This is a genomic window from Paraburkholderia polaris (genome assembly GCF_012927345.1).
GTDB lineage: Bacteria > Pseudomonadota > Gammaproteobacteria > Burkholderiales > Burkholderiaceae > Paraburkholderia > Paraburkholderia polaris.
Genome location: NZ_JABBGJ010000025.1, coordinates 109,579 through 123,286, shown reverse-complemented (window position 1 = coordinate 123,286; position 13,708 = coordinate 109,579). Strand labels below are relative to the sequence as shown.

Below are 13,708 nucleotides of genomic sequence, written 5' to 3'. Positions count from 1 at the left end.
AACAGACGTTTCGAGCATGAGCACCTCTTCGGGTAACAAGCGCCTTGCGGCAGACAAAACCGGCTCTCAGCACTACTACGACGAGGGCGACGGCGACGGCGAGGCGCAGTCCGGGCGTTGGCTGATTTCCTATGCGGACCTCATCACCACGCTGATGGTGTTGTTCCTTGCGCTCTACGCGTTGGAGTTGGCGAAAAACCGGGAACTCGAAATAAAGATGCTCGAGCGCCGCGAGGTGAAAACGGAGGCGGCCGCCGGCAGCGCTCACGCGACTGTCGCCGTGCCTGGCGCGCCCGATGCCGCGAGGCGGCAGCTTCTTTCTTTACTGGCGCCGCTTCAGGACAACCGGCAGATTACGATTTCGAATGCCTCACAGGGCGTGGAAATCGCCATCAACGCGAAAGTGCTTTTCAACTCGGGCGACGCGCGTTTGTTGCCGGAATCTTTCGGGGTGTTGGATCAGATTGCCGGGGTACTGCGCGACCGTTCGAAAAACAATATCCTCGTCGAAGGACACACCGACAGTGTGCCGATATCGACCGCGAAGTACGAATCCAACTGGGAGCTGTCGTCGGCACGGGCCGGTGCTGTAGTTCGATTCTTTGCCGATAAGGGAGTCGAACCTCACAGGATGGCCGCGATCGGCAGGGCGGACAATTTCCCGCTGATCATCGGTGACGATGCGGCAGCGCGAGCCGCGAATCGCCGCGTTACCATTCTTGTGGAATATTGAATCGCGAGCAGCATAAAGACAGTTTCACCGATACGTCCACCACCGATGCGCGATGAACGTAACAGGGGGTACGACGCAGACCACCATTGCGATGCCCAATCCCGGACCGCCGCCCGCGAGTTCCGTGGCATGAGCCACTAGCGCAGTCAGCGTCAGGCCGCCGAGAGAAACTGTCGCGAAGCGCCAGACATTCGCCAGAGCGGGAAAAGACGAAAAACTCCAGAAGGTATTCATGAGATAGGAGATTCCCGTCGAACACGCGAAGGCGAGCGCGTTCGCCAAAGCTGGTTGGGTACCGGCGCGCATGATCAGCGTCATCGCGACGGCGGCGTGCAAGCCGGTCGCAAGCAGTCCGGACACGCCGAAGCGCAACACCTTGATCCGCTCGGCCCTATTCACCGGCGTCCTCCCGCGGCTGGCGCAGGATGGCAAGCAAGGACACCCCATAGGGCAGCGAGCCATGCGCAAGCCAGTGGCGCTCGGCACTGAACAGGTGATAGAGCGCAGCGTTGAGCGGGTGAGCCGGAACGGCGTCGCCGGTCGAGTTGCTGCGCCCGAAAAGACGGTCGAACCAACGCGCGGCCACGGCCAGAGGGAATAGCAGCGTGTTGAAATACGTCACGCGCTCGACTTCATAACCGGCAGCGGCGATACATTGCGTTAGCGAAGCGCGGCTGTAGCGGCGGTAATGCCGCAGAAACACGTCGTGCGCGCTCCACAGACTCTGGCAGGCCGGCACTGTCACGACGATCACGCCGCCTGGCGCCAGCAACGATTGCATGCGGGCCAGCGAGCCGACATCGTCGGCGATATGTTCGAGACAATCGAAGAAGCAGATCAGGTCGAAGCGTTCGCTGCGTTCAATGCCGAAGGGCACGTCGTCCGGACAGCGTCCCGCGCGGACGTTGAAGCGGTCGTTGGTTTTTTGCGAGCACAACGCGCGCGCCGTGCTGTCCATCTCAAGGCCGCTCACGGTGCCGAATTCGGCCAGCATGTCGAGGTTGCCCCCCGTGCCGGAACCCACTTCGAGCACGCGCGCTCCTGGCGGCAGGGCCAGTCCACGCAGTATGGTCTGCAACACATTGCGCCGGCCGCGGAACCACCAGTGTTCTGCTTCGGTTGCGGCCATTTCCAGATAGGCATCAGGGGACATCGCAGGCTCCTTGCGCTAAGCGGCTCATTAAGCGGCTGATCAAGCGGCTGATCAAGCGGCTCATTGACCAACGATCCGCACGCTCGGCGCAACGCGCCTGCGGACGACCTCGGGGCGCGGCGCATGGACCGTGCGTGGCTGATAGCGCTCGCGGTGCAGCACTGAGACTTTGCTCTTTGCCTGATAGCGGCGCCGCACGAGATAAACCGGGCGCTTTTTCGACTCGTAGTAAATGCGGCCGACGTATTCACCCACCACGCCGATACCGATCAGTTCGATCCCGCCCAGGAACAGCATCAGGGAAATCGTGGATGCGTAGCCGGGAACGGGATTGCCCGACCACAGCGTGCGGCAAACGATAAAGCCACCGTAAAAAAATGCCAGTGTGGCAATCGACAGGCCGATGTAGGTCCAGGCTCGCAGGGGTACGGTGCTGAAGCTCGTGATGCCCTCAAGCGCGAAATTCCACAGCTTCCAGCCGGAGAACTTCGAGTGTCCGGCGCTGCGCGGCTCGCGCTCGTATTCGACGATGACGGTCCGATAACCGACCCAGGCAAACAGGCCTTTCATGAAGCGCCGGCGTTCAGGCAGGCTGCGCAGGGCATTGACGACCTGACGGTCGATCAGGCGAAAGTCGCCGACGTTTTCGGGCAGCTTGATCTCGGAGAGGGCGTTGTGCACGCGGTAATAGAGCGCTGCCGCGGTGCGTTTGGCGAAGGTATCGCAGGCCCGGTTGCTTCGTTTCGCTGCCACGACCTCGGCGCCTGCGCGCCAGTGTTCCACCATCACGTGAATCAGGCTTGGCGGATCCTGCAGGTCCGCATCGATCGGGATCACGGCGTCGCCGACCGCCTCGTCGATCCCGGCCGTCAGGGCTGCTTCCTTGCCGAAGTTGCGGGTCAGGTCGATGACCCGGATGCGTCGGTCCTCGATGCTGGCGGCGACCAGCTTGTCGAGGGTCCCGTCGTTACTGCCGTCGTTGACGCAGACGATTTCAAAGCGCGTGCCTTCGATCGATTCGAGTACCGGCACGACGGTGGCGAAGAACCGGTCGACTGCCTGATACTCGTTGTAGAACGGCACGACAAGCGAAATCAATGGCGTGTTGATATGAGCTGACATGGCATTTCCCCGTTTTTTATCCTGTTCGTATGTGATGCGATGCAATGCGTTGGCATCGCAATGTCTCTATGGCGACAGCCTCACGCCGCATTCAATTACCGGTGCCCGCGGCGTAGCGTCGCGTCCTGCAGCGCGCCTCCCATTGCGTTCGAGTGCGACGCGCCGCACCAGCATGCCGAGGGTCGTCACGGTGAGAAGCGGCAGAAACTGGAACTGCAGACGGGTGATAAGCACCATCCCCGCCAGCGGTGCGAGCCACAACACGACCAACCATTCGCGTTCCCCGCGTTGCCATCCGTGGCCCATGCCGTAGCTGCAATACCAGGCGATGAGCACGCCGTACCAGGCGAGGTCGTAGTCATACAGGTACGGACTGACGAGCAGGCTGGCGCAGACCAGGGTCGCGGCGCGCAGCGCGTAGGCGCACCCGCTATGCCACGCATACCAGACAGCGGCAGCCGCCAGCGCTGCACTGATTGCTTGAGCCGCGTAGGCGAACGCCGATGGTGCATGCGCCAGTTTCGCGAGAGCGAAGGCGGTCGGCACGCGGGCCATGACGGCGCGTCCCGATTCGACAAAACCGGCTGCCATGCCGGCGTTGTGGAGGAACGCGGCGAACGTACCGGGGCCGAACAACAGGGCCGCCAGCGCGAGAGTCGATACGGCCGTTAGCGTGAACGCCAGCAGTGCGCGCCATGAGCGGGAGCAGAGCAAAGCAAACGGGAATAGCAGCACGAGATGCGGCTTCATGCATAGCAATCCAAAACATATTCCTGCGACGACTGGCCGGCGGCGCAGCGCAAGCAGTCCAGACGCTGCAAGCGCCGCGGTCAGCATGCCGTTTTGTCCCATCAGCGCAACCAGCGCGACGCCGGGGAAGGCGAGCGTGACGAGGACCGTCTGCCAGCGTGGCACGATCGAGTGAATCGCTTTGGCGAACAGCGCAAACGTGCCGGCAATGAAGGTCACGGCGGCGGCCTGAAACGGCAGCAGGGCAAGCGGCGACATGATCAGCAGCGAGTTGGGCGGGTATAGCCACGGCAGAATGCTGCCCATCGTGCGGAAATACGGCGCAGCTGCCATCTCGACGTCCGTCAGCGCCTTGAGGTTGTAGGCGTCGACAGCGTGGCCGTGCTGCACAAGGAACGACGCGCTCCAGAACGGCAGGAAGTCCATCGCCAGGGGTGGAAAATCGGCGCGCTGCTGCCACACCACACGGTACAGGTAGACCGTGAGGAAGACGGCATAGGCGGCGAGGGCTGCGATCGAATAGAGCGACAGGCGTCTGCTGTCGAGCCAGTGCGCGCGAGGTGCTGCGTTCACCTCCGGCAATCCGGCCGGCTCCGCCCGACGGCCTGACACCTTGTGCGATGGCTTCAGATTCATGACGCCACCTCTTGGGAGATTCGCGCACGGCGCAGGATGAGCAGCAGCATCAGGAGCAGGACGACCGGTCCGATCTGCGGCAATGTGAACAGGCGGTTGAAGAACTCATAGACCGGCAGCAGCCAGGCCAGCACCAGCACCACCTGTTCACTGCGCCGCCAGCCCGTATCGAGCCCGATCGCCATGAGACAGGAGATGGTGATACCGAGCCATGCCAGCTCGTAGTGCCACACGTAAGGATTCGCGAGCAAGGTGGCGACGGTTAGCGCCGCGCCGCGCAGGCGGGCGTCGCGTGTGGACTTCCAGATGTAACAGGCCGCGGCCATGGCGAGCAGTGCCACGCATGCTTGTGCCGCATAGGCTGCGGCGAGCGGCGCACCGCCTTCGCGCAGAACCGCAAACGTGGTGGGCGAGGCGAGCCAGTAGTGGCGACCGTGTTCGAGCATGAGTTCGCGTGCGAGCGTGGTGACGACCACGAACCGGTGCAGCGACTGCGCGCCACAGATCAGTACGCTGAGCGCGCCGAACAGCGACGCGCTCAGTGCGGCGACGCCAAAAGCGCGCCATGCGCGCGCTGCGATCAACACGAACGGAAACAACAGCGCCATTTGCGGTTTGATCGCCAGCAAGCCAACACACAGTCCGGCGCGAGCCGGATGGCGAGCGATCCAGTGGACAGCGAGCGCTGCGAGCGCAGCGGTCAAGAGCGAATTTTGCCCGAAGAGGGCTGGCACGAATACGCACGGACAGGCTGCGACAAGTAGCCAGCCACGAGGGGAAGTGCCCATGCTGGAAGCGATTCGGGACAGGCGAAGCGTGGCGAAGACGAACAGTAGCGCGCTGATACCGACAAACACAAAATAGGCGACAACGGGTGGCATCAGGACGAGTGGCTTGACGAGCACGAGGAAGGTCGGCGGATACAGCCACGGTAGGAAACTGCCATGTGGAAACTGGAACAGCGCCGTTTCGATCTTCTCGAAGTAGGTGTAGTCATAGACCTGCCATGCCGGGCCGTGCTGCATCGCATACGAGGCAGACCAGAAAACCGAAAAGTCGATACCCGGTCTCGAGAAATCCATCGCAGTGAACCCGTTGCTCGCCCGCGCCCAGATCGCCAGAAACAGGACGTACAGCACCAGCATCGCAGCGCTGTACACGACCACGCGTTCAGGGGTGAGCAAACTGTGAATACGATTTTCGCCGCCACGAGCGCCAGGCTGTGAAACTTGCATGATCCCCGCCTTCTCTGTTATCCGGATGTGATCCAGTGGACCATCCAGTCATTCTGATTTATTGATTCAGATTCCTAAGCGATGATCCATAACGTCGCATGAAGAATCTCGTTCGTGCATTACCGGTCACCTCATTGTTGGAAGAAAATTAATCGACTTGCAAGATGGCGTTTTCCTGCGTGAAGCGCGAGAGATATCAAAGGCCGCTCTTTGAGCTGAAAACGGCCCCGCTTATGTGGGCAAGCGCACGTACGGGTCTCACGGCTGCGACAGTTTGTGCGGCCACCCCTCGCGAGATGTGCCCGTTTTCGCGGAAATCGATGCTAGTGCTAAATCAGGGTATGTCCTGGGTAAATTTCTCAAAGCCACGGCCAGCGGGGTTTTGCGACCATTTCGCCGGTTTTCGCTGACGCTGAAAACTGTCGCGGACGCGAGACGTTCCGTGCACGAGCGTGGGATCTCCGGCGCAAGCCATCAGGCCGGGAGCATTATATTTCCTGCCTTTTCGTGTAGCTGGCCCTACCCTTGCTATGGAGAGAGTGCGGAACTCGACGACGTGAAGACCGGACGATTCGAAGCAGTAGCCAGACCGAGAAGAATCGCCGCGCAAGCAACCCTCGGGGTTGTCCCGCCCAGTTCGATGCTGCGGAGCTCAACTGGCAGCGCGAATGAGGGCAAGACACAGGGTGGTCGTCGACTGACTAGCGGGCGCCGGTTTCGACCGGACGCCGAGAACGAGTTGTGGAATACGGGGGAAACATGAAAAACCAGTCGAAGAGACGACATGACCGTCACAGCTGCGGCGCGGACCGGACGCTCACGCGCCAGCAATGGCTCATCGCCGGCGTGCATCTGCTTGCCCGGTGGTTGCGGCCCCGAATCGAACGAGCGGCCACGCTGCTTTGCTCACCGAGCTTTTCTCACCCCACGTTGCTGAAGGTTGCGCCACTGCGGGTCAGCACCCGTAGCCAGGCGGACGTCCGGCGGACGTAGTTTCATATCGCCAGTTTTCTTGTAGTGCCGGTAGTACGTCCCCTCAAACCAATCATGGTTAAGGGTTTTTATTTAGATATGCGAAGGAGTCTGTCATGAAGAATTTTATCGCCCAAGCAGCACGTTTTGTTCGCGACGAAGACGGCGTATCGGCCATCGAATATGGTCTTCTCGCCGCGCTGATCGCCCTTGTCATCATCGGGTCGGTTACCACGCTTGGTTCGAACCTCAAACTGGTTTTCAGCGATATCGCGGGATCGGTCTAGGGCACCCGCCGGCGGACGAACGTGGGCTCCCGGTTCGTCCGTCGATCTTCAGGTGTTTCTGGCATCGGGCTGGTTTGCGGTCGGGCGCGCATATCGCGCCGGGCTGCCCGACCAGCGAACTCTATTCGGCGTGTAGCGGACCGTATTGCTACCGCCATGGCGTGAACAATCAGTTTGACGGAGCGAGGCCTCTCATGACAGTGCCACCCCTGCCGCCGCAACCCGTGCCCCTGTGCGTGATCGTGCTGGTCATCGTGGCGGCCAGCACGGACATCGCCGCGCGCCGGATCCCGAATCGCGTCATCGCGATCGGCCTCGTCGCGGCGCTCTGCGTGCAGATCTGGTTACGCGGACCGCTGAACGGCGGCCTCGAGTGGCTGGCGGGCGCCGCGTGTGGCTTCGCGCTGCTGTTGCCGTTCTATCTGCTGCGCGGCATGGCCGCCGGCGACGTCAAGCTATTGCTGACCATCGGTGCCTTTGTCGGCCCCGCCGTAACTTTCCGCATAGCGCTCGCCACCTTTCTGATCGGCGGGGTCTGGTCACTAGGGCTGGCGGTGAGCCGCGGCCGCTTCCGGCAACTGATCGCCAATCTGCGGCAGATCGTGGGTTCGTGGCGCCTGGTGTCGCCGCAGGCTTCCGCGAGCAGCATCGTTTCCCCTGGGTCGGTCGGGGCGATTCCTTACGGCGTCGCGATGGCGGCCGGAACGCTGGGTGTGTTGTTCGCGGCAACTTTCTAGCCGTGCAATCAGGACGAGCGGGTGGCTTGCGATCAGCAAGAGCCACCTTGGGCGGCAGTATCGGAAGCGGGCATCCGGTCAATCCGGACGTTGTTACGAACCATGCAGGAGTGTTGCCATGAAAAACAGTCGCGCTTTAGTCATGCTTGCGTTTGCCATGCTGGCGGGTCTCGCTGCCGTGGTTCTGGCCTCGCGATGGCTGGTGCAGACGTCGTCGAGTGCCGTCACGCCGGTGACCGTGGCCGCCGGCGTCATCAATCTCGGCGAGCCGCTGACGCCTGGCCTGGTTCACACGATCAACTGGCCGACAGGGAGCGTGCCGCCCGGTGCCTTCACGGACGAGAAGGCGCTTGAAGGGCGCGTGGTGCTGACGAGTCTTGCGCCGGGCGAGCCGGTGCTCGAATCGAAGCTTGCGCCGATCGGCACGAAAGGCGGCCTGTCGGCGGTGATCGGCTCAGGCCACCGGGCAATTACGGTGCGCGTGAATGACGTGGTCGGCGTCGCCGGCTTTGCGTTGCCGGGTAACTACGTCGATGTGATCGTGAATACGCAGCAAGCCGCTAAGGCCGACGCGCAACAGAGCATCTCGAAGATCGTGCTCGAACAGATCCTCGTCCTCGCGGTGGCCCAGCAGGTGAGCCGCGACGACACGGCGCCGAAAGTGGTCAACGCGGTCACGCTCGAAGTGACGCCCGAGCAGGCCGAGAAGCTCGACCTTGCACGCAGCGTCGGCACGCTGTCGCTGGTTCTGCGTAACCAGGTCGACAAGCAGACACCCACGACGGACGGCGCGACCAAACTCACCTTGCTCGACGTGCCGGCATCGGCGCCGGTGGCCGAGCCGGTCCATCCGGTGCGGGCGCGCTATACGGCTCGCCCGGCCCCGAAGCGCGACTGTGTCGGCGTGCTGTCGGGCGTGACGGGCAGCGTCGAATGTTTCTAGGTCGGCCATGGTGGGCCTTTTAATAAGGCACCGTGACCGGCACAACGAAGGCAAGAACCAAAGTCTCGGGTTACACGCATCGAGCAACGGGGGCATAAAGACATGAAAACAGAACTGGGGATCTCATCGGGCAGGCACGCGCGTCGCCGCTCGCTGAACGGCACGGTACTCGCGGTGGCGCTGTGCGCCGGAATGGTCGTCGCGCAGAACGGCGTCGCGCAACAGATCAACGGTATGTCCGCGCCCGGCAAAGGCGGCGTGAACCCGGCGTTGCCGGTGGGCCAAGGGCCGGTACCGATGATGATCAGCATGGCGCCGATGCCGTCCGCTCCGGGAGCTAGCGGGAAATCGGTCGGCGCCGTGCCGTTGAGCGGGCCTAACTGCAGCGGGGAGATTCGTGATGAATCGAGTGTCGCCGTTGCGGTAGGCAAGTCGGTCCTCGTGCCGCTCGCCGAACCGGCGCGCAACCGCACCCTCGGCAACCCGACCATTGCGCAAGCGACGCTGGTGTCGCCGCGCACGCTTTACCTCGTCGGCATGACGGTTGGCACGACCAACATGATCGTCCAGGGACGCAGCGGCCAATGCCAGATCATCGACGTAATCGTGAATATCGACGCGGACGGGCTGCAGCGAACCCTGCAGCAATTGTTGCCCGCCGAGCGCGGTATCAGGGTGTCGAGCGCCGCCGGCAACTTCGTGCTGGCGGGCCGCGTGTCAAGTGCGCCAGCAGCCCAGCAGGCGATGGAGATCGCGAACGCCTATGCGGGCGCGCAACCCACCCAGCAGCAGCAGGCGAGCACGGCGAACTTCGCTAACAGCGGTTCCAGCCTGAGCCAGCAAAGCTCGAGCGTCAGTAAGGCTTCCGAAGTGATCAACATGATGACGCTGGATGCGCCCCAGCAGGTGATGCTCGAAGTCAAGGTCGCCGAGGTCTCGAAGACCTTGCTCAACCAGCTCGGCGCGGCGGTGAACATCCAGGGCGGTTTCGGTTCATGGACGGGCGCGCTAGTGAGCAGCCTGCTCGCCGGTGTGGGCAATGGCATTGCCGTCAGCAAGGCGAACAACCTGCCTTTCAATGTAGCGATCGACGCCCAGAAGACCGACAGCCTCGGCAAGATTCTCGCGGAGCCTAACCTCGTGACCCTCAGCGGGCAGGAGGCCTCATTCCTCGCCGGCGGCAAGGTCTTCATTCCCGTGCCGCAAAGCAACGGTACCGGCGGCTCGACGATCACGCTGCAGGAAGAGGAGTTCGGTGTGGGCCTCAAGTTCACGCCGACCGTGCTGGCGGGCAGCCGGATCAACCTGAAGGTGGCGCCTGAAGTGTCCGAGCTGTCGCCAACGGGGGTGACGGTAACCGCGACAGGGGTCAGCGGATCGGCGATTCTGCCGCTTATCACGACACGCCGCGCCTCGACCACGGTGCAGATGAACGACGGCGAGAGCTTTGCCATTGGCGGGCTGATCCAGAACAACATCACGGGGTCGCTCAAGGCACTGCCTGGTCTCGGCGAGGTGCCGGTGCTGGGCGCGCTGTTCCGCAGCACGTCGTTCCAGCAGGATCGCACGGAACTGGTTTTCATCATCACCGTGCATCTAGTCAAGCCTTTGCCGAGCAACGACTATCCGCTGCCGACCGACAGTTTCAACCCGACCTCGGACGCGGCCGTCTATGCGACCGGCAACATGGAAGGCCGCCGGCCTCAATCCGCCGCTCCGGCCGCAGCACCGCAGACACAGGTACCGGCACCGGCACCGGCACCCATTCCCGTACCAGCACCCGCACCGGCAGCAGGGACGAGCACGCCGGCTGCGTTGCCGCCGCGCGATACGCAGGCCGACCGGCCAGTGCCGGTCGTGACCGGTCCGCCCGAACGTACCGCGGCACCGGTGGCGACGCCACTGCCAGGCGCCGCGACATCGTCCACTACGGGCGCCGAGGCGGATACAGGGGGGATTGCCGGGGTGGCTCCCGACGCGGCGAAGCGTGCCGCAACGGCTAGCCAGCAGATGGTCGCCAAAGTGGGCGCGGCCAATCCGGCAGAAGAACATTGATGCGTGGTCAGGGGACTCTCATGAAAATCGAACATCTTGTTTTGACGGGTCGTGCGGCGCTCACGCTGACACTGGGCGCGGCGCTTGGCGGTTGCATGACGAGCACGCCCACGTGGGACACGCATTTCGGTGAAGCGGCGCGCACGGCCAGCCAGATGCAGATCATCGATCCGCATGCGGCCGAGCATACGCCGTCGACACCGGGCGTCGACGGCAAGGCGGCGGTGGCGGCACAGGACGCATACGACAAATCGTTCCAGGCGCCAGTAACCACCCCGAATGCTTTCGTGATCGGCATTGGCAATGGCGGCGGGTCCAATGGTCAGTGAACGCCATGCATGCGGGCGACCGTCATGCCTCGCGCCCAGCTTGATGAACTCGCTGGGCGTGCACTTCCGGCTAACGGCAACGTTCGCCAGTTATCTTCGTTTGTCCAGTTGAGAACATCATGATCAATGTCCTGGCTCTCTCTGAAGACGGCACGCGGCTCGCGCAGATCGTGCGGCTGATCGGCGAATGTGGCGGTTGCCGGACCACCCGGGCGACCGGCAAGCCGTCGCGGCTCTGCGAACGGGGGGATAGTCTCGATGCATTCGATGTTCTGATCGTCGACGCTGCGTCCCTCAATGACGTCGAACTCTCCATCATCGAAAATCTCCACCACGCACACGCGCGGCTCACGTGCATCCTGGTGATTCCCGATACGTCGTCGCAGACGTTGATCGCTGCGATGCGCGCGGGCTTTCGCGATGTACTCAGCTGGCCGATCGAGCCGCGCTCGCTAGGCGAAGCGCTGCGGCGCGCGCAGGCCAAGTGTGTGCCGGGTAACGCGCGCGATACCCAGATCCTATCCTTCATGTCCTGCAAGGGCGGCGCGGGAACCAGCTTTATCGCCTGCAACGTCGCGCACGCGATTGCGCGCCTCTCACAAAAGCGGGTCTTGCTGATCGACCTCAACCAGCAGTTTGCCGATGCGGCATTCCTCGTGTCCGACGAGACTCCGCCATCGACGTTGCCGCAGATCTGCTCGCAGATCGAGCGCATGGATGTCGCATTCTTCGACGCGAGCCTCGTGCACGTCAGCGACAACTTTCACATCCTGGCCGGTGCGGGCGATCCGATCAAGGCGGCAGAATTGAAGGAAGACCGCCTCGAATGGATTCTGGGCGTTGCCGTGCCGCGCTACGACTTCGTGCTCTTCGATCTCGGACAGACCATCAATCAACTGTCGATGCTGGCGCTCGACAGCAGCGACCAGATCCATATCGTGCTGCAAGCGAGCATGCCGCATGTGCGGGCGGCCCGCAGGCTGCAGGAAATTCTCGGCTCGCTCGGTTATGCGTCCGACCAGATGCGGCTGCTGCTGAACCGTTACACGCGTCACGCCGAACGCGCCCGCGCGGCGCTCGAGCAGGTGCTGGGCATGCAAGCCTGGCAGGTGATTCCGGAGGACCCGGTCGTCGTGTCCGACGCCATGAACCAGGGTCTGCCGATCTCGCAGACCGCGCGAAACAGCGGTGTGTCGCGCAGCCTGCAAACACTCGCCGAAAACATCGTAAGCGGCGCGTCGACGCCGGGCCGGGGACGTGCCGGACGCACGTCCGTGTTCTCAAGGCTGCTCGGCCGCCACGCAGCGCCAAAACTTGAAATGATGTAAGGCCAAAGGGGACCATCATGTCGCTTCGTGAGCAGATTTCCGCGCAACGCATCCAGCCCTTGGGCGAGTCTTCGGACCAGGCGGGTCAGCAGGGTGGCATGATGCGCGCCGCGTATCAGAAACTGAAGCGCGAGGTTCATCAGGCCGTGCTCGAACGCGTCGAACTGGAACGCCTCTCGCGCTTGCCCCCTGAGCAGGTTCGGCAGGAAATCGCCGCGCTCATCGGGCGCATCCTCGAGGATCAGAAAGCACCGGCGAACGATCTCGAGCGCAGGCAGCTCGTCGTCGACGTGCATGACGAGATGTTCGGGTTCGGACCGCTGGAGGTGCTGTTGCGCGACCCTACCGTATCCGACATTCTGGTGAATACGTACCGCCATACATACGTCGAGCGCAGAGGGCGTCTCGAAGCCACTGACGTGACGTTCTATGACGACGCGCATCTGATGAAGGTGATCGAGAAAATCGTCTCCGGCGTCGGGCGGCATATCGATGAATCGAGCCCGATGGTCGATGCGCGCCTTCCGGACGGCTCGCGCGTCAACGCGATCATCCGGCCGTGCGCCGTCGACGGCCCGCTGCTGTCGATACGGCGTTTCGCCGCCAACCCGCTGCAGGTGTCCGACCTCGTCGAACTGCAAAGCCTGACGCCGCCAATGGCGGAAGTGCTCGATGCATTAGCGCGCGCCAAGGTGAACATTCTGGTGTCGGGCGGCACGGGCAGCGGCAAGACCACGCTGCTGAACGTCCTGTCGGGTTTCATTCCCGGCGACGAACGCATTGTCACGATCGAAGACGCCGCCGAGTTGCAACTGCGCCAGGAGCATGTGCTGAGGCTGGAGACGCGTTCGCCGAACATCGAAGGACGCGGTGAGATTACGCAGCGCACGCTGGTGCGCAATGCGCTGCGGATGCGTCCCGATCGCATCATTCTCGGCGAGGTCCGCGGGGCTGAGGCACTCGATATGCTCAACGCGATGAACACCGGGCACGAGGGCTCGCTGTCCACGATACATGCCAACACCCCACGCGATGCGCTGACGCGCCTTGAAAACATGATCAACCTCGGTGGGCTTTCGTTGCCGACCAAAACCATGCGTCAGCAGATTGCCTCGGCGATCTCGGTGGTCGTGCAGGCCACGAGACTGACCGATGGCCGCCGCAAGATCATCAGCATTTCGGAGTTGACCGGCATGGAAGGCGACATGATCAACATGCAGGAGATATTCGTTTTCAAGCGCTCCGGCGTCGATTCGAAGGGAAGCGTTCGCGGGCATTTCTGTGCGACCGGGGTACGGCCGAAGTTTGCCGAGCGATTGCAGGCATTCGGCGTCGCGCCGTCGGACCAGGTCTACGACCCGGCGCGGCGCTTCGAAACGACATGACGTGCATGGCTATAAAGCGTAACCCGATCGCCCGGCGTTTCAG

Annotated in this window: 13 protein-coding genes; 8 read left to right on the top strand and 5 right to left on the bottom strand. The window is 62.8% G+C overall.

Annotated elements, in window-relative coordinates:
- Positions 1-16: 16 nt before the first annotated feature.
- Positions 17-733 (top strand): OmpA family protein, encoded by a 717-nt coding sequence (locus HHL24_RS23345; protein ID WP_169487733.1) that lies wholly within the window; start codon positions 17-19, stop codon positions 731-733.
- Positions 734-757: 24 nt separating this feature from the next.
- On the opposite strand, the gene HHL24_RS23340 is transcribed toward HHL24_RS23345, so the two are convergent.
- The 5 genes from HHL24_RS23340 to HHL24_RS23320 form a co-directional block, all read right to left on the bottom strand.
- Positions 758-1,132, bottom strand: a complete 375-nt coding sequence (locus HHL24_RS23340; protein ID WP_169487732.1) for a GtrA family protein — start codon at positions 1,130-1,132, stop codon at positions 758-760.
- Positions 1,125-1,886, bottom strand: a complete 762-nt coding sequence (locus HHL24_RS23335) for a class I SAM-dependent methyltransferase (protein ID WP_169487731.1) — start codon at positions 1,884-1,886, stop codon at positions 1,125-1,127. The genes HHL24_RS23340 and HHL24_RS23335 overlap by 8 nt, the downstream gene beginning before the upstream one ends.
- Positions 1,887-1,946: 60 nt before the next feature.
- On the bottom strand, positions 1,947-3,008 hold the full coding sequence (locus HHL24_RS23330; RefSeq protein ID WP_169487730.1) for a glycosyltransferase family 2 protein: 1,062 nt from the start codon (positions 3,006-3,008) through the stop codon (positions 1,947-1,949).
- Positions 3,009-3,074: 66 nt separating this feature from the next.
- On the bottom strand, positions 3,075-4,394 hold the full coding sequence (locus HHL24_RS23325; RefSeq protein WP_169487729.1) for a glycosyltransferase family 87 protein: 1,320 nt from the start codon (positions 4,392-4,394) through the stop codon (positions 3,075-3,077).
- A complete protein-coding gene (locus HHL24_RS23320) occupies positions 4,391-5,629 on the bottom strand; it encodes a glycosyltransferase family 87 protein (RefSeq protein ID WP_230417541.1) in 1,239 nt (412 codons plus the stop codon). The genes HHL24_RS23325 and HHL24_RS23320 overlap by 4 nt, the downstream gene beginning before the upstream one ends.
- Before the next feature lie 1,088 nt (positions 5,630-6,717).
- On the opposite strand from HHL24_RS23320, the gene HHL24_RS23315 reads away from it, so the two are divergent.
- The 7 genes from HHL24_RS23315 to HHL24_RS23285 all read left to right on the top strand — a co-directional run bounded on the left by HHL24_RS23315 (position 6,718) and on the right by HHL24_RS23285 (position 13,665).
- A complete protein-coding gene (locus tag HHL24_RS23315) occupies positions 6,718-6,888 on the top strand; it encodes a Flp family type IVb pilin (protein WP_169487728.1) in 171 nt (56 codons plus the stop codon).
- Positions 6,889-7,082: 194 nt separating this feature from the next.
- Positions 7,083-7,625: an A24 family peptidase gene (locus tag HHL24_RS23310; RefSeq protein ID WP_169487727.1), complete on the top strand. Its 543-nt coding sequence runs from the start codon at positions 7,083-7,085 to the stop codon at positions 7,623-7,625.
- 118 nt (positions 7,626-7,743) lie between these two features.
- A complete protein-coding gene (gene cpaB, locus HHL24_RS23305) occupies positions 7,744-8,568 on the top strand; it encodes a Flp pilus assembly protein CpaB (protein WP_169487726.1) in 825 nt (274 codons plus the stop codon).
- Positions 8,569-8,670: 102 nt separating this feature from the next.
- The gene (locus HHL24_RS23300) at positions 8,671-10,623 is read left to right on the top strand and encodes a type II and III secretion system protein family protein (RefSeq protein WP_169487725.1); all 1,953 of its coding nucleotides are present in this window, start codon (positions 8,671-8,673) and stop codon (positions 10,621-10,623) included.
- A gap of 20 nt (positions 10,624-10,643) precedes the next feature.
- Positions 10,644-10,952: a hypothetical protein gene (locus HHL24_RS23295; RefSeq protein WP_169487724.1), complete on the top strand. Its 309-nt coding sequence runs from the start codon at positions 10,644-10,646 to the stop codon at positions 10,950-10,952.
- 119 nt (positions 10,953-11,071) lie between these two features.
- A complete protein-coding gene (locus HHL24_RS23290; RefSeq protein ID WP_169487723.1) occupies positions 11,072-12,280 on the top strand; it encodes an AAA family ATPase in 1,209 nt (402 codons plus the stop codon).
- Between the two features lie 17 nt (positions 12,281-12,297).
- Entirely contained in the window at positions 12,298-13,665 is a 1,368-nt protein-coding gene (locus tag HHL24_RS23285; protein ID WP_169487722.1) for a CpaF family protein, read from the top strand.
- Positions 13,666-13,708 lie beyond the last annotated feature (43 nt).